15 protein-coding genes and 1 pseudogene are annotated in these 22,534 nt (G+C 43.3%); 12 read left to right on the forward strand and 4 right to left on the reverse strand.

Annotation, left to right across the window (positions count from 1 at the left end; translation table 11 throughout):
- Nucleotide 1: 1 nt before the first annotated feature.
- Nucleotides 2–163: a hypothetical protein gene (locus MSWH1_RS19585; RefSeq protein ID WP_197074621.1), complete on the reverse strand. Its 162-nt coding sequence runs from the start codon at nt 161–163 to the stop codon at nt 2–4.
- Here MSWH1_RS19585 and MSWH1_RS06080 point away from each other — a divergent pair.
- The 3 genes from MSWH1_RS06080 (at nt 152) to MSWH1_RS06095 (ending at nt 4,696) form a co-directional block, all read left to right on the forward strand.
- On the forward strand, nt 152–442 hold the full coding sequence (locus MSWH1_RS06080; RefSeq protein WP_052722627.1) for a hypothetical protein: 291 nt from the start codon (nt 152–154) through the stop codon (nt 440–442). The genes MSWH1_RS19585 and MSWH1_RS06080 overlap by 12 nt on opposite strands.
- A 1,960-nt stretch (nt 443–2,402) precedes the next feature.
- Nucleotides 2,403–2,936, forward strand: a complete 534-nt coding sequence (locus MSWH1_RS06090; RefSeq protein ID WP_048126978.1) for a 4Fe-4S binding protein — start codon at nt 2,403–2,405, stop codon at nt 2,934–2,936.
- Nucleotides 2,933–4,696, forward strand: coding sequence for an aldehyde ferredoxin oxidoreductase family protein (locus MSWH1_RS06095; protein WP_048126980.1), 1,764 nt, complete (start codon nt 2,933–2,935; stop codon nt 4,694–4,696). The genes MSWH1_RS06090 and MSWH1_RS06095 overlap by 4 nt, the downstream gene beginning before the upstream one ends.
- A gap of 82 nt (nt 4,697–4,778) precedes the next feature.
- Here the strand turns inward: MSWH1_RS06095 and MSWH1_RS06100 are convergent, their stop codons facing one another.
- On the reverse strand, nt 4,779–6,344 hold the full coding sequence (locus MSWH1_RS06100) for a dicarboxylate/amino acid:cation symporter (protein WP_082088043.1): 1,566 nt from the start codon (nt 6,342–6,344) through the stop codon (nt 4,779–4,781).
- Between the two features lie 154 nt (nt 6,345–6,498).
- On the opposite strand from MSWH1_RS06100, the gene MSWH1_RS06105 reads away from it, so the two are divergent.
- From MSWH1_RS06105 to MSWH1_RS06140, 7 genes are all read left to right on the forward strand, one after another.
- Nucleotides 6,499–7,479 carry a carbon-nitrogen hydrolase family protein gene (locus MSWH1_RS06105; RefSeq protein WP_048126981.1) on the forward strand — a complete coding sequence of 327 codons (981 nt, stop codon included), beginning with the start codon at nt 6,499–6,501 and terminating at the stop codon, nt 7,477–7,479.
- Between the two features lie 757 nt (nt 7,480–8,236).
- Nucleotides 8,237–9,640, forward strand: coding sequence for a glutamate decarboxylase (locus tag MSWH1_RS06110; protein ID WP_048126983.1), 1,404 nt, complete (start codon nt 8,237–8,239; stop codon nt 9,638–9,640).
- Nucleotides 9,641–9,931: 291 nt separating this feature from the next.
- Complete coding sequence (locus MSWH1_RS06115) at nt 9,932–11,599, forward strand: adenosylcobalamin-dependent ribonucleoside-diphosphate reductase (protein WP_048126985.1); 1,668 nt, start codon at nt 9,932–9,934, stop codon at nt 11,597–11,599.
- Nucleotides 11,600–11,782: 183 nt separating this feature from the next.
- Nucleotides 11,783–12,760 carry a DMT family transporter gene (locus MSWH1_RS06120; protein WP_048126987.1) on the forward strand — a complete coding sequence of 326 codons (978 nt, stop codon included), beginning with the start codon at nt 11,783–11,785 and terminating at the stop codon, nt 12,758–12,760.
- Nucleotides 12,761–12,869: 109 nt separating this feature from the next.
- A complete protein-coding gene (locus MSWH1_RS06125; RefSeq protein WP_048126989.1) occupies nt 12,870–13,787 on the forward strand; it encodes a DMT family transporter in 918 nt (305 codons plus the stop codon).
- Nucleotides 13,788–14,119: 332 nt separating this feature from the next.
- A complete protein-coding gene (locus MSWH1_RS06135) occupies nt 14,120–14,803 on the forward strand; it encodes an ABC transporter ATP-binding protein (RefSeq protein ID WP_048126992.1) in 684 nt (227 codons plus the stop codon).
- Between the two features lie 10 nt (nt 14,804–14,813).
- Nucleotides 14,814–15,269 (forward strand): PPC domain-containing DNA-binding protein, encoded by a 456-nt coding sequence (locus MSWH1_RS06140; RefSeq protein ID WP_048126994.1) that lies wholly within the window; start codon nt 14,814–14,816, stop codon nt 15,267–15,269.
- A gap of 128 nt (nt 15,270–15,397) precedes the next feature.
- Here MSWH1_RS06140 and MSWH1_RS06145 read toward each other — a convergent pair whose 3' ends face one another.
- Nucleotides 15,398–15,787, reverse strand: coding sequence for a transcriptional regulator (locus MSWH1_RS06145; RefSeq protein WP_048126996.1), 390 nt, complete (start codon nt 15,785–15,787; stop codon nt 15,398–15,400).
- A gap of 575 nt (nt 15,788–16,362) precedes the next feature.
- Between MSWH1_RS06145 and eno the strand changes: the two genes are divergently transcribed.
- Together eno and MSWH1_RS06155 are read left to right on the forward strand one after the other, a co-directional pair.
- The gene (gene eno / locus MSWH1_RS06150) at nt 16,363–17,649 is read left to right on the forward strand and encodes a phosphopyruvate hydratase (protein ID WP_048126998.1); all 1,287 of its coding nucleotides are present in this window, start codon (nt 16,363–16,365) and stop codon (nt 17,647–17,649) included.
- Nucleotides 17,650–18,168: 519 nt separating this feature from the next.
- Nucleotides 18,169–19,278: a hypothetical protein gene (locus tag MSWH1_RS06155; protein ID WP_048127000.1), complete on the forward strand. Its 1,110-nt coding sequence runs from the start codon at nt 18,169–18,171 to the stop codon at nt 19,276–19,278.
- A 471-nt stretch (nt 19,279–19,749) separates the two neighbouring features.
- Here MSWH1_RS06155 and MSWH1_RS06165 read toward each other — a convergent pair.
- Nucleotides 19,750–22,264 (reverse strand): annotated as a pseudogene (locus MSWH1_RS06165) (DNA topoisomerase).
- Nucleotides 22,265–22,534 lie beyond the last annotated feature (270 nt).

Consider the following 22,534-nt stretch of genomic DNA (forward strand, 5'->3'; position numbering starts at 1 on the left):
ATCACTCGAAGGAAGCTCCGTCCTCGCTTTCATCAGAAAGCAGGGCGGGTAGTTCACGAATAATTACAAGGAGATAGGGTGGTTTCCGGTATCTGCGGGAAAAGAAGACAAATTCAAAATTCCTCTCCTCGAAGGAATCCCTGACGAATTCATGGCGTTTCACTGGTATGGGGACACATTTAACCTGCTGGGAAGGGCAAAGAGGTTCTTTGAAAGCGAAGCCTGCAAAAACCAGGGGTTCATTTCTGAAAATAGGGTAATCGGGTTGCAATTTCATCTGGAAATGAGCAACCAGACGATCAGAAATGTAATTGAAAACTGCAGGGACGAAATCGTTGAGGGAAAATATATCCAGAAAGAACATGAACTGCTGGAAAGGGATTATCTCCTTAAAGTATCCAGACAATTAATGTTCAGGTTGCTGGACAACTTCGTGAACTAATTTTGCATAGGGGGTCTCAGTGGAAGATAAGTATACAAAATTGGGGACAGGCATCAAGAACAGACATCAAGAACAGACATCAAGAACAGACATCAAGAACAGACATCAAGAACAGACATCAAGAACAGACATCAAGAACAGACATCAAGAACAGACATCAAGAACAGACATCAAGAACAGACATCAAGAACAGACATCAAGAACAGACATCAGGAAAACAGAAACATCCTAATATTATTTTGAAAAGGACCTTGAATAGATTCTAATAGCTCCTTCTTTTCGACCACTTCTTCAGCAGAAGTTTTCCAGGGATTCGATCCGCAGGGAGATTTAATACGTACTTTCAGACAAATACGTGCTTTCAGACAAATACGTACTTTCAGACAAATACGTACTTTCAGACAAATACGTACTTTCAGATTGAGGCCCCAAAAAATATCAGGCCATCTCGTTTCTCTTTGTCGGTTTCAGGACAGGCCGGAAATCGTCGTTAAAACGCCATGAGAAGTTAGTGTTATAACAAAAACATGGCGATAATCAGAACTAACATAAACAGTAAACCATACGTGCCAACTATCACATTGTTCTGCTGCATGGGGAACCTTCCATATAAAAATGTGTCAAATATCTACGATAGTGAATTTATAATTATAAAAATCATAATTTACAGTATTAATTATGTAAAATGAGGATAAATAGCTTTCTATTTATGCACATGGATGAACTTTTTTTACATTATCCTCTTATTTACAGGATTAAAATAAGCTATTTTTTTAGCTTTGAGAGCCTGAACTATTTTTGTCTGGAAATGATATCTGGAAATGATATCTGGAAATGATATCTGGAAATGATATCTGGAAATGATATCTGGAAATGATATCTAGAAATGATATCTGGAAATGATATCTGGAAATGATATCTGGAAATGATATCTGGAAATGATATGTCCAAAAAAAGTGACCCCACAATCGAGGAACTGAAATTCCTTTTTCGTCTCCCTCATCGTTCAGGGTCTCTACACGATTACTCTTTTGCGGGTTCACACTCCCGACACTTCCTGTCTTTATACCTTTTCCCAGGCTTTCCAAACCCCTCTTACCACAACGTCTTCTTCTCGGGGTTTTTTTCGGGCCTAGTATAAAGTATATGATGAGTTATGTTCCGCTGTTTTGAGCCAGGGCCATTTTTCTACAACGTCCTCTGCCGGGCCGGCTAATAAGCTGGAACAGTTATCAACCTTTAAGACCCACTGGGAATATCCTGGTAACTCTGGACTTCCTGAGGCCCAGGATGAACTTCGGGCAACGATTGGAACCATAAAGAAAATACCAGGTTCAGCATCTACAACGATTCTTTGCATCTGAGCTTCACGGGAAACAAAATTCAGCATACCCGGAAGAAAGCTTTTCTCCTTCTGATATATTGGATTCTCGCTTCCTTCTGGACTCTCATCCCTTACCCATAGGGTTTTGAGGTCAGATCCAGTACAAGCTGATTAGTGCTAACAAAATAAACAGTACACTGAAAATGCCAATTATCATTTCGTTTTGCTGCATCATTTTGTTGTGCTGTATCATTTTGTTGTGCTGTATCATTTTGTTGTGCTGTATCATTTCATCTTGTTGCATACGAATCTTCCAGACCAAATATCTCCGATAACTATTTGTTTGAGATTCAACAAACCGGAATCCACTATCCTATTTATGTGATCCAACAATAAAGTCTTTTCGATTTACATTCAAGGAATGGTTTTTCAATGCACCCTTAATATATTACATAAGACCTCTCATACCGGAAATCTTGCCATTTTTTAAATTCTCAATAAATCCGGGGTTCGATTGCTGCTGCATTCCAATGCTACATTATATAAACCGGGGGAGCCTATTTTTCGTAAAAAGGAATCCAGGAAAGGGAATCCAGGAAAGGGAATCCAGGAAAGGGAATCCAGAGTGGGAAAGCAATGGCAAAAAGGTTAAAAGTTGCAAACCCGGCCCGGTGCATAGGCTGCTATTCCTGTATGATGGCCTGTGCAAGGACCTGGTACGATACCATATCTTTGAAAAACAGCAGAATTAACATCCAGACCCGCGGCGGAATCGAAACCTCTTATGTTCAAATTGTCTGCCATGCCTGTGTTGACCCTCCGTGTATGAGGGCCTGCCCTGTTGGCGCGCTGACCAAAAGGAAAGGGGGAGGAGTCAATTTCAATAAAGAAATCTGCGACGGCTGTGGAAACTGTATCGAAGCCTGCATAGTTGGGGCAATTCATCTGGATGCGGAAAAAAAAGCAGTAATCTGCAAGCACTGTGGGGTCTGCACAAAATTCTGCCCGCATGATGTACTTGAAATGATTGAGGTCGAAGACAGCGGAGAATTAAAAGTTAAGGATACGAGCCCGGTTGAAGATACAGGTTCTGAAAGCCCTACTGCCTCCCATAAAGAGCTTTATGGGAAAAAAGATCCAGGGGTAAAAGAGCCTGAGGAGGAAAAATGACAACAGAGCAGTACGCTATTCCAGGTCTTAGAAACGTACTTTACATTGACCTGACCAATCTGAGTTATCACATTGAGGAGAGGTCGGACCTCTATGAAAAGTACCTTGGAGGCGTAGGAGTTGCCACGAACCTAATGCTCGAAGAATATAAAGAAGGAACAGACCCTCTTGACCCCGAAATGCCGATAATTTTCAGCACAGGCCCTCTCTCTGGCGTGTACCCTACCTGTACAAAAACCGTTGCACTGTTCCGCTCTCCCCTTAACGGGGAACTCGGAGAGTCTTATGCAGGAGGGCACCTGGCCATGTCCCTGCGTTATTCCGGTTACGAAACAATCGTTATCAAAGGTTCTTCTAGGTATCCTGTGTATGTGACGGTACACGATGATAAGGTTACTTTCAGGGACGCATCTTCCATCTGGAACCTCTCTTCTGCAATTGATGTGGGGCAGGTCCTCCGCAGGGTAGAGCCTGGAGCTGGAAGGCGCAGCATTGTCCGGATAGGTCCTGCAGGAGAGAAAGGAATCACATATGCAAGTGTAAACGTTGACACCTACAGGCACTTTGGGCGCCTCGGGCTCGGTACAGTCTTCGGGGCAAAGAAACTTAAGGCGATATTAGTTGCAGGAAACAGAGAAATTAAAAGTCCTGAGCACGATGCCTACAAAAAGATGTGCAAAACGCTTTACGAAACAATCGTCAAAACAGGGTTGATGGAAAAGTACCACAACCTTGGCACGAGCGAAAACATCCTGGTCTTAAACGAACTCAAAGGTCTTCCAACCCGGAACCTGCAGGCAACCTGCATTGAGGGTGTAGAAAATATCTCAGGGGAGAATTTTGCGGAGAAATACCTGATCCGGCGGGTGTCCTGTGCCGGATGTCCCATAGGCTGCGTTCACGTAGCCATGCTAAAGCGCCCATTCTCAAAAGCCCACGAATATGAAACCCTTAACGTTTCCTACGACTTTGAACTAATCTATGCACTTGGCTCAAATCTGGAAGTTGCAGATCCCGAAGCCGTACTTGAACTTATCGACTTATGCGAAAAAGCCGGGGTAGATATAATCAGCATGGGAGTAGTGCTTGCCTGGGCAACTGAGATGCAGCAGCGTGGGAAAATTTCCACTGAAGAGACTCTGGGGCTCAAACTTTCCTGGGGAGACAAAGCAGCGTACCTTCGGGCAATAGACCTTGTAGTCCAGGCCCCTAACGAATTCTATTCAGCTCTCGGAAAAGGGGTAGATTATGCCTCTAAAAAGTACGGAGGCAAGGAATTCGCGATCCAGCTAGGCGGGCTGGAGATTCCGGGCTATCATACAGGGCTTGGAAACATCCTGGGACTTACTGTAGGCTTCCGGCACTCTCACCTGGATAATGCAGGCTATTCCGCAGACCAGAAAGCATTCAACCAGCCGATTTCTGATGAGAAAATTGTTGATTACATAATCGATGAAGAAGATCGCCGCAGTATCCTGAACTGTATGGTTGCCTGCCTCTTTGCCAGAAACGTCTATACATACGAAAATATGGTTCAGGCTCTTAAATGTATAGGGATAGAAAGAACCGAAGAAGAACTCAAAGAACTTGGGAAGGACATCTTCAGGAAAAAGTATGAATTAAAGAAGAAATTTGGTTTCAGGTTCGAAGACCTCACTCTCCCGAAAAGGTTCTTTGAGACAGCCTCTACCACAGGAAAGCTCGAAGAAGAAAGAGTCAGGAAAGCAATTGAAATGTACAGGGAAAAAAGAGGAGTTTAAGGCCCCTCGAAGCTGCCGCAGCCTGAGTGCTTCAAATCAATTTAAAAGCCTTATATGTTAAAAAAGGGTTTGTCTTAAGGAGTTAGATATTTGAGCTTTCAGACGCTGTAATATCCTTATTTGCCTTAACTTTGTCCTCATTTTTCTCTTCGGGAGCTTTCTCAACTTTTGTTTCAGCTATTTTCTCGACCTTATCGGCCTTTTCTTTAACTTTTCCTCCAACCCAGCGGTCCATAACTTTGCAGGCCACAAGGTCTCCCGCTACATTCACTGCAGTCCTTGTCATGTCAAGAATTCTGTCTACTCCCATTATGAGAGCTATCCCGCTTGTAGGAATCCCTACGCTATTGAGAATCAGGGCAAGGACAATAATTCCCACCCCAGGAATTGAAGGCGTTCCAATGGATGCTGCAACAGCCATGACCATTACGACAAGGAACTGGAAAGGCCCAAGATTTATCCCGAAGACTTCAGCCAGAAAGACTGTAGCTACACCCTGATAAAGCGCAGTTCCATTCATATTTACTGTGGCTCCGAGAGGGATTACAAACTGTGAGATCGAAGCCCTGATCCCTAACTTTTCTTCTGCGGTTTTGATAGATAAGGGCATAACTGCAGCCGAGCTGGAAGTAGAAAAAGCAAGGAGCATAACGTCCCGGATGGCTTTAAGGAACTCAAAGGGGTTATACCTTGCAATAACAGTAACAATAAGGAGATTCAGGCACATAAGGAGTAGCAGGCTTGCAAGCACTGTGCCCACATATACCATCATTCCGAGAAGGGCATCGATGCCCAGTTTGATAGTAAACTTGGTAAGAAGCCCGAAAACTGCAATCGGGGCAAGAGACATGCTCCATTTGACCACTATCATACAGACAGCTTGCAAAGAGTTAAGAAAGTTGACCATTGGAGTTGACTGGTCCTTATTCAGAGATACAAGAGCAACACCTATGATTATTGCAATGATCACAACCTGCAACATTTCTCCATTAGCCATAGCTCCAAGAGGATTCGAAGGGAGGAGACTTCCGATAAGTGATGAGGGAATAGTCAGAATTGAATGATCGAAACTCAAACCAGTTGATTCTACCTGTACTTCACTTCCCATCGCACTTTCAATAAGGTCTCCACTTATATACTGCCCGGGATGGATATAAAGCGCCATTCCAATACCAATAGCAGTTGCAATTGCAGTCGTTATCACAAAATAAATAGCTGTTGAAAGTCCTGTCTTTTTGAGGGCGCTCATGCTCTGGCTTGAAGCCACCCCAAGGATAATGGAGGCAAAAACAAGTGGGACTACAATCATCTTCAGAAGCCCGAGGAAAATATAACCCGGAAGAGCAACCCATTCTCCTATGATTTCCGCAGATGCCGGGTCAATATACCCTCCAAAAGGGCCGAGAAAAAGCCCAAAAAATACTCCGAGCATCATGCTTATGAGGATTTTTAGCCAGAGCTTTTTTTCAAGTAAATCACGAAGCTGATTGCTCATGTTTTTAAGGGAATAATTGCGCCTGAAATCTAGAGGGTAATAAATGCGCGTGATCCCATTAGTGATACCCTGGCGAAGTATTTTCGTTTCCTCTGCGATTTCATGCGTGAATTCCCTTGGGTTCGGGATGTAATGGTGGTCTTTGCTTTTCATGGGGGATCACAATAAAATCGTTAAGGGATTCAAAAGTTTGTTTCATTTTTCAAAAATTTAGTCCAAGCTTCTTTTTAGTTTGTCATTAAATTATATAAAATCTTAGGAAAATATTCAACATTCACTGAGTTGTTGACCCAAAAGGAGCAAGATTATGATTTACCTCACCAGAGTAAAAAAAGATCTCCCGCAACGTGGGAAGGGAATAAGGCTGGCTATTTATCAGGGTGAACGTCCCGTTGGAACACCTGAAGCAGTACAAAGCAATATTGAAAAACTTGAAGAGGTTTCAAAGCAGGCTAAAAAGTATGATGCCCAGCTTATTATCTTTCCAGAATTGTATTTGACTGGTTATGCTCTCAGCCCGGATTTGGTTAAACAATTAGCAGAAGAGGTTAATGGCCCCTCCTTAAGAAAAGTTTCCAAAATAGCCAGAGACAATGATATAGCCATTATCTTCCCTTATCCAGAAAGGGATTCCAGTTCGGGAGAAGTTCATTACTATGATTCTATCGCTTTTATAAATTCTGATGGTTACTTGCTGCAAAATTACCGCAAAACACATCTTTTTGGACAGGCGGAAAAAGATAATTTTTCATCTGGATATACCGAAAAAGGTGACAAAAACCTGTTTCCGGTTGTCAAGGTAGCTGATTTTCCGGTGGGGATTTTAAATTGCTATGAGGCGGAATTTCCAGAGTTGTCGAGAATTCTGGCGCTCAAGGGAGCCAGGTTAGTCATAATTCCCACAGCCGCTGATTACTATTATACATTGTCAGATGGAAATCGTACTCAAGTGCCTTATCCAGATGTTTCAAAAAAACTTATTCCCGCCAATGCCTATTTTAACAAAATATTTATCGCTTATTCCAATCGTTGCGGTTATGAAACAGTTGGTAAAAATTCATGGCAATATAGAGGGAATTCAGTCATATGTGGTCCGAATGGCGATCTTTTATTAGTGGCTAGACCAGAAGAAACCCTTCTAGTCGCAGATATCATCCCCAGTGATTTTGGACCCACTCATCCGGAAGGCGATTATCTTAAAGATCGAAGACCAGAGCTTTATCATGGACTCATTTCAAAAAATGTGGCATTTGGAGAGGGATATGCCTACCCCGATAAATCAACATGACCTACTTTTTAGATATGTTTTATTATTCTCTGGGTTTTTGATTGATTGCAGTCAATTGCCAGTGGAATTCATGGTCAATTTTGGTGATCCCAGGAGATTTTAAAAAGTTTCAGATACCCCTTACACAAAGATTCACACTGCGTTTATGAAATAAAAAAAAATCATAAACTATCTGTTTTATTAAATTCATATTTATCAAATTCATAATTATTTATATTTTAACATCTATTCTATAACTTAAGTTTGGTATATCCTGCTAATTAATACTAATTTCATCATGAAAAGTATCAGAAATCAAAAAATACAGGATATAACTTTGAATAGTACGAAGAAAACAGAAGCGTCAACTACCCCTGAGCTAAAGACTCAGGAACTTGTCTAACAAGCCCTGGTTGACCAGATCACCGATTAGGAGCTTTGGAAAATCGGTAAATTCGGATACATATTACCCTACTTCGGTAGGTGGAGGGTGATTTATTTGCCCTTATTACATTAATAAAAAACTAATTCAATAGAGCAGGACAGGAAAGTTTACGCATTCCTCCCCTTAGCTAAAACTTAGGGGTTTCCTGCTGAGGGTTTATGAAGCTATGTATACATTACAATAGTTATTCCTCTATCCAGTTTGGGCTATAATCTAACAACCATTGCGGGTACATGGGGACCTTAAGCTGGTTAGTTAACTGTTGCATTTTTAACTATAACCCAAAAATCACTAGATTTTGGAACAGAGTCTCAAAAAAGAGGGGGGAGATTTTTGATTTCAGAGAAAAAAGATTTAAAGAAACTCCAGGATTCAAAAAAATGGTATCTTAAGGCTTATAGCAATGTTTATTCTGAGGGGTACTTGCCGAAGTATGAGATTCCTGAGAAAAAAACACCTTCCAATCTATCATACCGCCTTATTCATGATGAACTATGTCTTGACGGGAACCCTACCCTTAATCTTTCCAGCTTTGTGACTACCTGGATGGAACCTGAAGCAGACCGAATAATTCAAGAGAATATCGGGAAGAACCTCATAGACCATTTCCAATATCCACAAACCCAGGTAATCCAGGATCGAATTATCAACATGCTGGGACGCCTGTATAATGCACCTGATGATGCCGATTTTACAGGTACGGGCTGTGTTGGCTCTTCCGAAGCGATAATGCTGGCACTACTGGCTCATAAATGGACATGGAAAAATAGCCTGGAGGCAGAGAAAAAAGCTGTCGATAAACCAAATATCATTTTCGGTGCCGATGCACACGTATGCTGGAACAAGTTTGCGAAATATTTTGACGTTGAACCCAGGATCATACCCATGGAATCCGATCGCTTTACGATTTCCAGGGATACGGTAGAAGAACTGATTGACGAAAACACTATTTGTGTCGGAACGATTCTGGGGACGACATTTACGGGAGAAATCGATCCCATACAGGAAATAAATGAGCTGCTTGTAAGTATCAAAGAGACAAAAGGATGGGATATTCCAATTCATGTGGACGCTGCTAGCGGAGGTTTCGTAATTCCGTTTGTTAGTCCGGATTTTAAATGGGACTTCAGGCTATCCAGTGTGAAATCCATAAATGTCTCAAGCCACAAATACGGGCTTGTATATCCCAGCATGGGATGGCTTATTTTTCGTGAAAAGAGCGACGTTCCCGAGGACCTTATATTTTATGTGAATTATCTTGGGGATGAAACCCCAACTTATTCCCTTAACTTTTCTTCAAGTAGCTCCCTGATGCTTGCACAGTACTATAACTTCCTTCGTTTTGGCAAGGAAGGTTATAAACAAATTATGACTGGTATCATGGAAAACGCCCGTTATCTTGCCAAGTTACTTGAGAACTCAGGCAAATTTGACATGTTGAATTCAGCTGAGTTTTTTCCTGTCGTTACAGTTAAACTGAAGCAACCTGAAAAGTACACAATCTTTGAACTTTCACATAAACTTCGAGAAAGAGGGTGGATCCTTCCTGCATATACTCTACCCAAAAATACAGAATATATTGCTCTTATGCGCGTGGTGGTAAAGGAGAATTTCAGCCAGGAAATGGCAGACATGCTTTTTGATGATATTATGAAAGCTTGTGAAGTCCTTGAGGGAAACAAAAAAGAGAAACACAAACCAGAAAGATCAACTGATGAGGGACATTTTGTTACATAAGCCGAGTTGTACCAGCCGACTTGCAAACTAGAATTTCAGATCAAATTTCAGATCAAATTTCAGATCAAATTTCAGATCAAATTTCAGATCAAATTTCAGATCAAATTTCAGATCAAATTTCAGATCATAATTTCTGAATGTTCATTCGGACACTATGATAAAAAATCCTGACCAATATTGAATATAACTTATTTTTTCGAAAAGTCAACTACCCGCTAAATCTGGAGATTTAACAGATTTCCTGCTGAGGGTTTATGAAGTTTGCTAACTATTCCGGGGAAATTGATTTAGGTGCTGGATACTGAGGAAGGATGGGAAGCTCTGATTGCCGAAGCCCTTAAAGCCAGGTATCTCTGCGAAGGGGAAAAAGGCTGGGAGGGCATCTGTGAGAGGGTGGCAAAGGCAATTGCAACAAACGAAAAAGAATATCTGGAATTCAAAGACCTGATGGTCCGTAAAATTTTTATCCCGAGTTCCCCCACGCTTATGAATGCAGGCACGGAACTCGGCCAGCTTGCTGCTTGTTTTGTAGTTCCTGTGGAGGACAGTGTCGAGGAAATTTTTGCCGCCCTCAAAACCGCCGCCCTCATCCAGAAGACCGGAGGAGGTAGTGGGTTTAACTTTTCAAAGATCCGTCCAAAGGGGTCTCAGGCCCTCTGCGTTGATGGGGTTGCGAGCGGTCCTCTTTCTTTCATGAGGCTCTTTAACGAGGCAACCGAAGTCATCAAGCAGTTCGGCAGGCGCAGAGGCGCAAATATAGGAATTCTTGATGTCTCACATGATGATATCATCCCTTTCATTAGGGCAAAGCACGTTGAAGGGAGCTTCAGGAATTTCAACCTCTCGGTAATGGTCCCTGATGCTTTTTTCAGGCTTGTTGAAGCAGGCAGCACTGAAGAGGTTTGGAACCCCCGGACAGGGATAACGGTTGGGGTCATCTTCTCCGAAATCGTAGAAGGGATCTGGAGAAACGGGGAGCCAGGTGTTCTCTTCTATGACCGTATTAACAGGGATAACTTCACCCCAAAGTTGGGGGCCATCACTGCCACAAACCCCTGCGGAGAAGAGCCTCTCCTGCCCTATGAATCCTGCAATCTGGGCAGCATTAACCTCTCTCTTTTAGTTGCGGAAGGACAAGTCAATTGGGATTCTTTGAGGGAAACAGCCGAAAAAGCTGTCCGTTTTCTGGATAATGAAATTGATGTAAATGTATACCCTGTCCCGGAGATTGCGGAGGCAACCAGAAAGACAAGGAAAATCGGACTTGGAGTTATGGGATTTCACGATATGCTTTTGAAACTGGGACTTTCCTATGATTCAACAGAAGCTGTTGAACTTGCAGAAAAGCTTATGGAGCAGATTAGCTGGGCTGCGGTCCGGGAATCAAGAAAACTTGCGGCAGAAAAAGAACCTTTCCCGGAGTATGAGAGCTCCACCTGGGGATTCCCAATGAGAAACGCCGCATTGACCGCAATCGCCCCTACTGGCACTATCAGCATTCTTGCCGGCGGCTCTGCGGGGATTGAGCCTGTTTTCAGCTGGGTCTACAGGCGGACCCGTACAGTGGGTAAAGAATTCCTGCTCGTCCACCCCTTCTTTGAGGCATATTTCATGCCCAGGCTCTCGGAACCGGATTATAGAGGACTCCTTGAGCATGTCTACACATATGGCACCCTGCAGGACATAAAAGACTCTGAAATGGTGTCTGAAAATGAAAAAAAGCTCTTCAGGTCAGCCCTTGATATTGGCTGGAAGACCCATATTGATGTACAGGCCGCTTTTCAACGCCACTGTCATGCAGGAATCTCAAAGACCATAAACATGCCTGAAGATTCCGGAAAAGAAGATGTTGAGAGCGCTCTGATTTACGCCTGGAAACAGGGATTAAAAGGGCTTACAATCTATAGGACCGGAAGCAGACAGCATGTGGTTCTCAATTTAAAAAAATCTGGTAACTAATTTCGGAAACCGAGTCCGGTAACTTAAAGCTCCCTGGCAGAACAATTTTGGACTATTGGCTTGCCGCTGCAGAATAAAAATACCCTTTGTAATAAATTTCTTATTTTTTTAGTAAGTGTTATACCACTGGAATCGTCATTATCTTACTAAAAATATATATGTATTCATGCCCCCTGAATATATATGCCTGTTGCTGTGACTGCTGCCTCAAAACATCATCTTGAATTAATAACCGCATGTATTATTTATGGTACTGTCGGAATTTTCATGGAATTGCTTAAGGATATGTCTGTAGGATCCATTATCTTTTATAGAGTTCTTTTCGGGCTTTCAGCCATAATATTTTATCTTGCAATTACCGGAAAGCTCGGGCAACTCTCGTTGAAACGAAAAAAAAAGTACCTGCTTCTTCTGGGAATTCTATACGTTTCGCAAATGTTTTCCTACTATTCTGCAATCCGCTACCTTGGAGCTTCTTCTGCCGTTCTTCTCCTGTATACTGACCCTATATACCTGACTTTCCTTGCTCCCGTTCTTCTCGGAGAAAAAAATACTGAAAAAACCATTTTTGCTCTTTTCCTGGGTCTTATAGGCGTTTTCTACGTAACGAGACCTGAAGGCGGTTTTGAACAGCTTGAATTTGGAAGCAACTATCTTAAAGGTGTACTCTTCGGGCTCGTGGGAGGCCTCTTTAGCAGTGGAGTCATAATATCCGTCCGTTTCCTCAGGGATGAGTATAACGGCCTTACCCAGCTTTTCTGGCAGAGTGCGATCAGTCTTGTCTTCCTGTCTCCTTTAGCAGTCACCCTTCCAGGACAGGTGCTCGCTGCAAACTTTCCTATCCTCATGCTCTTCGGAGTCCTTATAACTGGTGTAGGTGCAGTCTTCTATATAAGAGGAGTTGCCGGGGTAAGTGCCATTACAGGCAGCATCCTCACCCTTCTTGAGCCTGTTTCCTGTATCTTTTTTGATTGCATAGTTCTGGGAAACCCCGTTCACAGCGGGATGCTTATAGGTTCCTTCTTTATCCTTGCAGCGGCAGTCGTAGTAAGCCTGGAAAACTCTGATTTTCTGAAGAGATTAATTTTCGGGGAAAAGATGGCACCAAGCAAAAAGTTTTCCTCCTGGAAAAAAGAACTTCTAAGGGTACAGGATAAATAAACACCATCTTCTCTTTTTTTTATAGTTGTGGGGTTCTTGTGCAACATATTTTTTCCATTTTTTTCCAGTTTCCAAAAAATATATATCTCTAGTCTTTTATCCCCAGAATATGCCTACACAGGAAAACTCTTTCAAGCCTTATTCCGAGGTCATAACAGGGAGCATTATCTATGGCACGATCGGAGTTTTTCTGGACAGGGTTCAGGAGATGTCCGTAGGGTCCATTCTATTCTGCAGGCTCTTTTTCGGCTTATGCATGATTTTCTTTTACCTGTTGCTGAGTGGAAGCCTTGAACAGCTCAGGCCCGGCAGGAACAGAAAATATCTACTGCTGCTGGGTTTTCTGAATGCGATAACAGGCATATGCTATTTCTCGGCTATAAGGTACAGTGGAATTTCAGTTGCTGTCCTGCTTCTTTATACGGCTCCTGTATATGTCAATCTGCTTGCTCCTTCAGTCCTTGGCGAAAGAAGTAACAGCAAAAGCCTTCTGCCTCTTTTCCTTTCACTTGCAGGGGTATCACTCATTGCCCGCCCCGGAGAGGTTCTGGTAAGCCTGAGTACAGGATCCGATTTTATGAAAGGCATGTTTTTCGGGCTGCTTTCAGGGCTCTCTTTTGGCGCCACCATAATCACGATTCGCTACCTAAGGCACGAGTATTCAGGGATATCCCAGACTTTCTGGCTGACGGGTATAAGCCTCCTTTTCATGCTGCCGTCTGCACTTTCGACTCCTATCCCTGTCTACTTTAGAAACTTCAGTACTCTGATTCTCTTTGGTTTGACCATTACATTCGCTGCCATCCTCTACCTCAAGGGTATTTCGGGTATCAAGGCGCAGACAGGCAGTATTCTTGCCCTGCTCGAACCCGTATCAGGAATTTTCTTTGATACTGCAGTCCTGAGAAGCCCTCTCTATATCTCGACCTTTCTGGGCTGCGGCTTCATCCTCACAGCGGCTTATCTTGTGAGCAGGAAAGAGACCGGAGACCGAAATCTGTCAGCCGATTTTCAACCAGTACCATGACCGGTTTTATGACAGATTCTATTACCGGCAATATATTAGAGTATTTCAGGAATGTCAGAGTATTTCAGGAATGTCAGAGTATTTCAGGAATGTCAGAGTATTTCAGGAATGTCAGAGTATTTCAGGAATGTCAGAGTATTTCAGGAATGTCAGAGTATTTCAGGAATGTCAGAGTATTTCAGGAATGTCAGAGTGTTTCAGGTCTGGAAATAAGGGTTACTGGAGTACAGCAATACAATTTTAAAGAAGCAATATGTCTTTCTGCCCAAAAGCTCTTTACTTAAGAACTCCTCTATTTTTAACATTAATGTTTTTAAAATGGCAGGAAAAGCATGACAAACGGAAGTCCGATTATAGAGCTTAAGAACCTGACCAAAGTTTACAAAAACGGTGTGGAATTTCGTGCACTCGACAATGCAAACCTGAGAATTAAAAAGGGGGAATTTGTTGCAATTGTAGGGCCTTCTGGTTCAGGTAAAAGCACACTTATGCATCTCATAGGTCTGCTTGACACGCCCAGTTCAGGAACCCTTCTGATAGATGGCAATGACGTGACAAAAATGTCAGATAAGGAGCGTTCTGGGATGAGAAACAGGATACTTGGTTTTGTTTTCCAGTATCACCACCTGCTGCCGGATTTCACTGCTCTGGAAAACGTAATGATGCCGCTCCTTATCGCGGGAAAGAGCAGAGATGAGGCAAAGGATATTGCCGGAAATCTTCTGAAAGAGGTCGGGCTTGAAGATCGGATGGACCACAGGCCAGGAGAACTTTCCGGAGGGCAGAACCAGAGGGTTGCAGTAGCCCGGGCTCTTAGTTGTTCTCCGGCAATCATACTTGGGGATGAGCCTACAGGCAACCTGGATACTAGAGCAGGAGATTTGATCTATGAACTGCTCCGCAAGCTGAACAAGGAATATAACCAGACTTTTATTGTGGTAACCCATAATGAGGACCTGGCCGGAAAAGCCGATAGGGTTATCAGAATTGTAGATGGAAAAATAATGGACCAGTGAGGGGGAAATAATGGAGTACGCAAAAGGAAGGATCGGCAGAGTCTTTACTGTAAGAGTTGACCACGGGGATGACCTTATCCTGGAACTCATTAAAATTGCAGAAATGGAGAAGATTGAGTCGGCTGTGTTTATGCTGCTTGGTGCACTGAAGGAAGGAAAGCTTGTTACAGGCCCTAAAGAAAACAAAAGACCTCCTGAACCCGTTTGGTCTGGTTTTAATGATGCCCATGAGATTCTTGGGATAGGAGATATTTTCCAGGAGAACGGAAAGCCCAAAATTCATCTTCATGCGGGAACAGCCAGAGGAGACAGCATTAAATTGGGGTGCTTGAGAGGCGAAAGTGAAGTTTTTATGGTTGTCGAGGTATTCATTTTCGAGCTGGAAGGAATTTCTGCCAGAAGGGTAATGGATACAGAGCAGGGTTTTGCTCCCGTTAGCTTTATGAATATCCCTGATAAGGAATGACTCTTCGGTAGAGTAGGCGTTAAAATGGCTCAGGAATGGAAATAAGTAAAGCTGAAAACGAATTGTGGGAAATCAGATCTGGCAGATTTCCTTACATTTATTTTTTCGTAAACTTATTTTTCGTGAACTTAATTTTGTTGTATAATCTCCAGTTCCCTTAGCCTTTTGAGTGCGATCAGTTTATCTGTGTTATCTTTTAAAAACTCCTCTTCGAGAGCCTGTACTATCTGTGGAAACGGTACTGTTAACTGGTAGTATTTCACAGGTCTGCCTTTTCCTTTATTCTTTTTCTCGGACCTTTCATCCACCCAGCCTCTATTCCTTAGAGGGCGCATAGCTACACTCACTTCCGGCTGTCTGAGCCCGGAAACAAGTTCGATATGAAGGGATCTGAGTTCCCTGCAGTCTTTTAAACACACGATGGCGGTGGCCTCTGTCCTCGGGAGTCCCAGGCTCTGGAGCATATCAATAATTGAATACTCTTTTTCGGTTAAATTAACTGGAGAATCGTCGGTCATCGAGAATAAATAATACTTTCAGGTTTATATATTTTATGTAGATAAAATTATTTTTTTAATAAATTGAGTATTGTCAGTAAGTAAAAAAGGCATCTAACCCTAGTAATACTTTCTTTTAGGAGTTTTTGTATAAAAGACTGTGGGAATACATCTCAAGAAAAAAATAGTCTCTGTCGTTCTAACCAAAACCTTTAAAGCAAGTGTTTACAGGAATTAAACATCCTTTCAGCAGAAAATAGGCTTTCCAGAGACAAGGGGATAGTTTTTGCCATATAGAATATGGAAGTTTCCAAGGGTTGGAAATTAGCGTTTCTGATGAATAGAATAACCAGCTTTGAGCGCATGGATACCTTTAATTCTTTAAGCGTGAAATAGATAGGTCTTTTAATTCTTTAAGCGTGAAATAGATAAGTCTTTTCGATAAAATACACAGTATAACTCAGGCAAATCGATTCATTTGGACCGGATAAAGAATTAAATACCATTCGGACATGTAACGGTTAGGTTAAGTAAAGTCAAGTTCAAATAACAGAATATATCTATAGATAAATCAGAGATTTAGAAAGGGTGAAATGATGTCGTATATCGGTTTACAGCAGGATTCTGGAGAATATAAGATCCAAAAAATACATGCTCGGGAGATCCTGGATTCAAGGGGAAATCCCACAATTGAAGTTGATGTGTTTACACCGAAGGGATTTGGCAGAGCAAGTGTCCCTTCAGGAGCTTCCACGGGTACGAACGAAGCCCTTGAACTGCGCGATGCAGACCCCAACAGGTATGGTGGAAAGGGAGTTCTGACTGCAGTCAAGAACGTAAATACCATTATCCAGAAGGAATTGCTTGGACTTGATGTGCGAAACCAGCGGGAAATCGATGAGCTGATGATCGAGCTCGACGAAACCGAAAACAAAGCAAACCTTGGAGCCAACTCAATTCTTGGCGTATCCATGGCGGTTGCAAAAGCTGCAGCTGACTCCCTTAACATGCCTCTTTACCGCTACTTCGGCGGTTCAAACGCTTTTACCCTTCCGGTACCCACAATGAATGTCTTGAACGGGGGCAAGCATGCAGGAAATGAACTTGCAATCCAGGAGTTCATGATTCAGCCTAAAGGCGCAGAAACATTCTACGAAGCCCTTCAAATCGGGACAGAGATCTACCAGACCCTCGGGAAGTTTCTGGAGAAAAAATACGGACGCTCTTCTATTAACGTGGGCTATGAAGGCGGGTATGCCCCCAAAATGAGCGAGTCTACAGAAGCTCTTGACGCCCTCGTACACGCAATTGAAGAAGCAGGCTATACCGAGACCGAGGTTACAATAGGGCTTGATGCCGCAGCAACTGAGTTCTATGAAGAGGAATTATACGCAATTGATGGAAAGAAACTGTCTGCTCCGGAACTGCTTGACTACTATGTGGAGCTTGTAAACTCTTACCCCATCCTTTCTATCGAGGACCCCTTCTATGAGGAAGCCTTCGAAGATTTTGAAGCTCTTACCAACGAACTCTGGGACACGATCATTATAGGTGACGACCTTTTTGTCACAAACATCGAAAGGCTCTCAAAAGGCGTGGATATGGGAGCAGCAAATGCCCTTCTCCTCAAAGTAAACCAGATCGGCTCAATCTCCGAAGCCTTTGATGCCGCCAGCATGGCTTCCAGAAACGGCTACACCGTAATCGTAAGTCACCGCTCTGCCGAAACCGAAGACACCACCATCTCAGATCTCTCAGTAGCCATAGGTGCAGAAATGATCAAGACCGGAGCTCCGGCGCGTGGCGAAAGAACTGCAAAATACAACCAGCTACTCAGAATTGAGGAAGATCTCGGTGAAGTTGCACATTACGTGCAGCTCTAACCTTTTTTTTGATTAACTTTTTAACTCTTTTATTTACTTTTTTGAACTTCAGTCAGTTAGTGGAAAACCAGTTGTTACTTCTCCGGGATGGCTTTTCAAGATAAGGGCTGTTTCAGGGCAGTCATGCAGGCATTTAAAGCAAGTATTTTCATATGAAATTCTTTTATAGAAATATTGCTATATTAAATTAGCAGGAATACATTACTACACTGCAAAATCTTACAATTCCCATAATATTTTCTGGCAGCAATTAGCCAGAGGGGAGCTGGGAGAAAAGCTTGAAGAAAAGCTTGAAGAAAAGCTTGAAAAAAAGCTTGAAGAAAAGCTTGAAAAAAAGCTTGAAGAAAAGCTTGAAAAAAGGGGTATGAATCAGGCTTGTTTCCGGGGTATAGAGGGTCTGAATTAGCAGTTTACTTTAGTAGTTTACTTTAGTAGTTTTACTTTAGTAGTTTACTTTAGCAGTCTACTTTAGCAGATCTGACTTAGCATTGCTGAAATTGATCAGGGGGATCTGGCTTCATGGTAGAAACTTCGGATTTAGTGATCTTCTGGGTTGTGGTTATGGCCCGCTTCTTGATACCGCTTTCCATTCCTCGCTACCCTCTCCCCGGCGTACTTGCCTCCCTGATCCTTGATGGCGTGGACCAGACTATCTTCCAGCTGTTTACGAACCTGCCCCTCGAGGGTTACCAGAGCTATGATAAATCTCTTGACATTTATTACCTGACTATCACGTATCTTTCGACCCTGCGCAACTGGTCTAACCTCTACGCCTTTAAACTGGACCGCTTCCTTTTCTACTACCGGCTGGTAGGCGTTGCGATCTTCGAACTCACACAACTGCGCGCTATGCTGCTCGTGTTTCCCAACACCTTCGAATACTTCTTCATCTTCTACGAAGCTATCCGCCTGAAATGGGACCCGAAGGTACTGACGAAAAACAAATTAATAACTGGCGCAGCCCTTATCTGGATTTTCATCAAACTGCCACAGGAATACTGGATCCATGTCGCCCAGATGGACACCACCGACTGGATCAGGGCAAACCCCTCAAACGCCCTCATCCTGGCCGTCTATGCAGTCTTCCTGCTAGGCATGGCTTGGTGGTTGATCCGTGACTTCCCTTCCACCCGCCCGGGCCTGCAAATCGAAGCCATTCCTGTAGCAGCCGCCCCGTTTTTCCCCTTCAGATCGGAAGCAGCGAAAGAACAGCAGGAACACCTCATTAACAAACAGGTGATCGAGAAGATCGCGTTGATCTCTCTCATTACCATTATCTTCGCCCAGATACTTCCGGGCGTGCGGGCAAGCAACCTCCAGCTCGCAACGGGCATGGCTGTCCTCATCATAATAAACACAGCCCTGAGCCACTGGCTGTCCCGGAGCGGGAAGCACTGGAGTTCTATCATAAGGGAATTCATCGTGATGTCCGCAGTAAACATGGGTCTGGTCCTGCTTGCTAACTACTTCCTGCCCAGATATAACGGTTCGATCAACCTGGGAATCACGCTTTTCTTCATCCTGCTCCTGACTCTGAACATTACCCTCTACGACCGCTACTGGCATCTCCATGTGAATAACAATTCGGAAGGCGGGGATTCCGGGGCAGAGGGAGACAAAAATTCTTGAGATCCTCTCATAAATGAAAAGTAATATCAAGAAATGTAAATTATTTTATACAGTTAAACATTCATATATTTTCATAATCATTCATTTTTTTACAACAGGTTCCCATATCTTAAAAATGGCTCACCCGACAAGATAGTCTCTAGATTATGATAATAGATCTCTAAAGTAAAAAGGGAAATTTTTTGTTAAGACTGAATAACAGTTACATATTCGAAAACAAACAAAAAAAATTATATATGAATAGGGCATTTTTAAATACATGGAGACAAAATTCAGAAATAATTTGCTCTCAGCTATTGTATGGCTTATTATCTGGATTGTTGTAAGGGCGTATTTGAATATTTAAGTTCCTTAACTTCATTCTCAGCACAATAAAATTCCGGGAAGCTCCGGAATATGGGTTCTAAGCGAAAATTATGTGTTTTCCGCGCCTTCCATGTTTCCGTATTTTATCTCTTCTTTACTAAGCTTTCATTTGCTCTCTTTCCGTCTGACTGCAGCCGATGGTGCTTTTGAAACCTTACCTGGAACCGGTCTTTCTGTATTTCTTTCTGTATTTCTTGCTGTACTTCTTGCAGTACTTCCAGCTTCCGGTCTCGATGCCGAATCTCCAGAAGTCTTTGCCTTACCTCTGAACTCACTTTTGTGGCCTGTTTTTTTTCCAGTATTTTATGCCTTCCGTGCAGCGCCGGTTTACGCAGAAATCCTCTTCCGGGCTTTCACCCTCTTCTTTTAACCTGAACAGCTTCCAGCCGCATGTCCCACAGGTTTTATCAAGCAGGGTCAGTTTTCCGGTTTTCGGGACTGAATGCGTGTATCCGCAGCGCTTTGTGCAGCCCAGGAAACGGTTGTCTTTAAAAGAGATCAGGAACATGCTCCCGTCACATTGTGGGCAGGGACCTACGGTTTCGGGAGGGTAGCATTCCTTTTCAAGCTCGCATTTGAAGCAGGGGCCAATGCCGACCGCCCAGTTGTATTTGTTGCCTACCTTCAGGACGGCCGCTCCTCCCTTTTTGCATTCTTTGCTCCTGAGCACATTCAGGGCTCCCGTTTTCGGAAGAGGGAACGAGTTTCTGCAGTCAGGATAGCCTGTACAGCCTACAAAACGCCCCGTATCCGTCTGCACAATCTTGAGCACATGCCCACAAGCCTTGCAGGTCCCAATATAGTTTTTCTTGTCTTCAAGGGCAGCTTCGTCCTTGATCGTACCTGCAATGCTTGAAGTCAGCTCCTTTTTGTTTGCTTCAAGCTGGGCATACATTTCCCGGATAAGAGCCGTGCCCTCGGCAAGGGCAGCTTCAAACTCTTTTTTCCCATCTTCTACTTCCTGAATAAGGGCTTCGATCTTTGAGCGAATGTCCGGCCTGACGAGGATTGGCACAGTCAGGGAGAGCCCTTCCATCAGGGTAAAGCCTGTGTCAAGGATCGAGACTGTCTTCCCCTTGGTCTCAAAATACCCTCGCTTCTTGTTTGTTTCTATATGGGATGGAGCTGTTGCTTTTGTTCCTATCCCGTGCTTGTCCATAAGGGTAAGAAGTTCGGCTTCTGTAAGCTTCTTGGGAGGGCTGGTTTTGGACTTGGTGTTTCTCAGCTTTTTTATGCCCACTTTCTCTTTTTCCTCTACAAACGGGAGGAGTTTATCTTTTTTATTTTCAAAAGGATAAACTTCGAGCCAGCCTGCATCTTTAAGCACGGTCCCTGAGGAGTCGAAAGGTTCTTCCTGAACCTGCAGGTGAAGGTGAGTTTTTTCAAAAACAGCTGCAGGCATCAGGTTTGCCAAGAAATGCCTTGCAATAAGGTCATAGACCTCTGCCGCCTGCGGGATATTTACTGCAGCATTGATTTCTCTCCTTGCAGCTGCTCGGATGGGGTGGATAGGGGGGTGGTCGTGTGCGTCTTTTTCCCCGTTTTTTGGCACTATCGGGGCAGAGAGGATTGACTCGGCAAAGGGCTTATACTCGTTCTGCCTTGCAAAATCAAAGACCAGAGACTTAAAATCAAAATCATCTGCGTATTTGTTTGTCTCTGTCCTCGGGTAGCTTGTAAACCCTGCAAGGTAGAGCTGTTCTGCAACTTCAAGGGCAGCTTCCGGACTGATTCCCAGGAATTTTGAAGCCCGCTTCAGATACTCTGTGGTGTTAAGCGGGTTTGGAGGGCTGGTCTTTGTTTCCTTTACCGTTTTCTTTACGACAAGACCTTCTTTTGCCCCTTTTAACCTTTTGAAGATCTCAGATGCTTTTTCTTTGTCGTGGATGTTTCCTGCCCTGTGGATACCCTCAAATTCCCCGCCCTTTGCAACAAAAATTGCAGTAATCTTCCAGAAGTCCTTTGTCTCAAAAGCCCGGATGGTCTTTTCCCGCTCATACACAAAACCGCAGGTGGGCGTCTGGCAGGGCCCTATTGAAAGGATGTCTTTTGTCCTTGCTTTTTCCCTGACCGAAAGCGTGACAAAACGGGTAAAAGCTGCCCCCATCTTCAGGTCAAGGATCTGTCTGGCTTCCGCAGCCATTGCCATGTTGTAGTCAGGGTCTACAGGGTTTTCAAAAGCTTTTTTGACTTCTTTTGGGGAAAGGGCTGAAAAACGTGCCCTTGAGACCGGTACGTTTGTAACCTCCTCTGAAAGAGTCTTGGCCTCAAAACCTATGTTTTCTCCTTCCCTGTCATAGTCGCATGCAAGGATAATTTTGTCTGCCCTTTTTGCCAGGTTTTTCACTGCAGCTGCATACTCTGCCCTTGTTACGAACTTTTCAGGGTAAACTCCAAGGAGGACACCGGGATCAACCTCATTCCATTTGTTATATTTTTCAGGAAAATCATAGCTCATAATGTGCCCGGATAACCCCATCACGAACCACTCTTCTCCTTTCCACTTAAACTCGTAAGCTGGCAGCCCTTCTACTGAGATTTTATCTACTTCCCCATCGCCCAGAATTCTGGCAATCTGGGCCGCTGCCTTATTCTTTTCTGCAAATGTGACAACTGTCATGATGAAAAACCTGAACTCCTGTGATACGGATAAGAAATGAAATGCGGAAAGATCTTTGGGTTTCTTTCTTACAGAGTTTGTTGTTTCTTTCTTACAGGGATTATTTATACGCACTCCCGTAAAACCCCAGATCTTTATAATACAATTCTAATAAAATTCCTGCAGGTGTTTTTCTTCGCTTTTTGCGGCAAACATGTAATAATATACAGGTAAGGTGCACGTAATATAAACATCACATATGTAACGTACAAATATAATGTACAGATAAAA

Source organism: Methanosarcina sp. WH1 (assembly GCF_000970005.1).
Classification (GTDB): Archaea; Halobacteriota; Methanosarcinia; order Methanosarcinales; family Methanosarcinaceae; genus Methanosarcina.

Excerpts from the sequence above, each read along its gene's own strand:
- MSWH1_RS06140 (WP_048126994.1), top strand. The coding sequence starts at position 14,814 with ATGGAGTACGCAAAAGGAAGGATCGGCAGAGTCTTTACTGTAAGAGTT.
- MSWH1_RS06155 (WP_048127000.1), top strand. The coding sequence starts at position 18,169 with ATGGTAGAAACTTCGGATTTAGTGATCTTCTGGGTTGTGGTTATGGCC.
- MSWH1_RS06080 (WP_052722627.1), top strand. The coding sequence starts at position 152 with ATGGCGTTTCACTGGTATGGGGACACATTTAACCTGCTGGGAAGGGCA.
- MSWH1_RS06145 (WP_048126996.1), bottom strand. The coding sequence starts at position 15,787 with ATGACCGACGATTCTCCAGTTAATTTAACCGAAAAAGAGTATTCAATT.
- MSWH1_RS06125 (WP_048126989.1), top strand. The coding sequence starts at position 12,870 with ATGCCTACACAGGAAAACTCTTTCAAGCCTTATTCCGAGGTCATAACA.
- MSWH1_RS06135 (WP_048126992.1), top strand. The coding sequence starts at position 14,120 with ATGACAAACGGAAGTCCGATTATAGAGCTTAAGAACCTGACCAAAGTT.
- MSWH1_RS06105 (WP_048126981.1), top strand. The coding sequence starts at position 6,499 with ATGATTTACCTCACCAGAGTAAAAAAAGATCTCCCGCAACGTGGGAAG.
- eno (WP_048126998.1), top strand. The coding sequence starts at position 16,363 with ATGTCGTATATCGGTTTACAGCAGGATTCTGGAGAATATAAGATCCAA.
- MSWH1_RS06120 (WP_048126987.1), top strand. The coding sequence starts at position 11,783 with ATGCCTGTTGCTGTGACTGCTGCCTCAAAACATCATCTTGAATTAATA.
- MSWH1_RS06100 (WP_082088043.1), bottom strand. The coding sequence starts at position 6,344 with ATGAAAAGCAAAGACCACCATTACATCCCGAACCCAAGGGAATTCACG.
- MSWH1_RS06090 (WP_048126978.1), top strand. The coding sequence starts at position 2,403 with ATGGCAAAAAGGTTAAAAGTTGCAAACCCGGCCCGGTGCATAGGCTGC.
- MSWH1_RS06095 (WP_048126980.1), top strand. The coding sequence starts at position 2,933 with ATGACAACAGAGCAGTACGCTATTCCAGGTCTTAGAAACGTACTTTAC.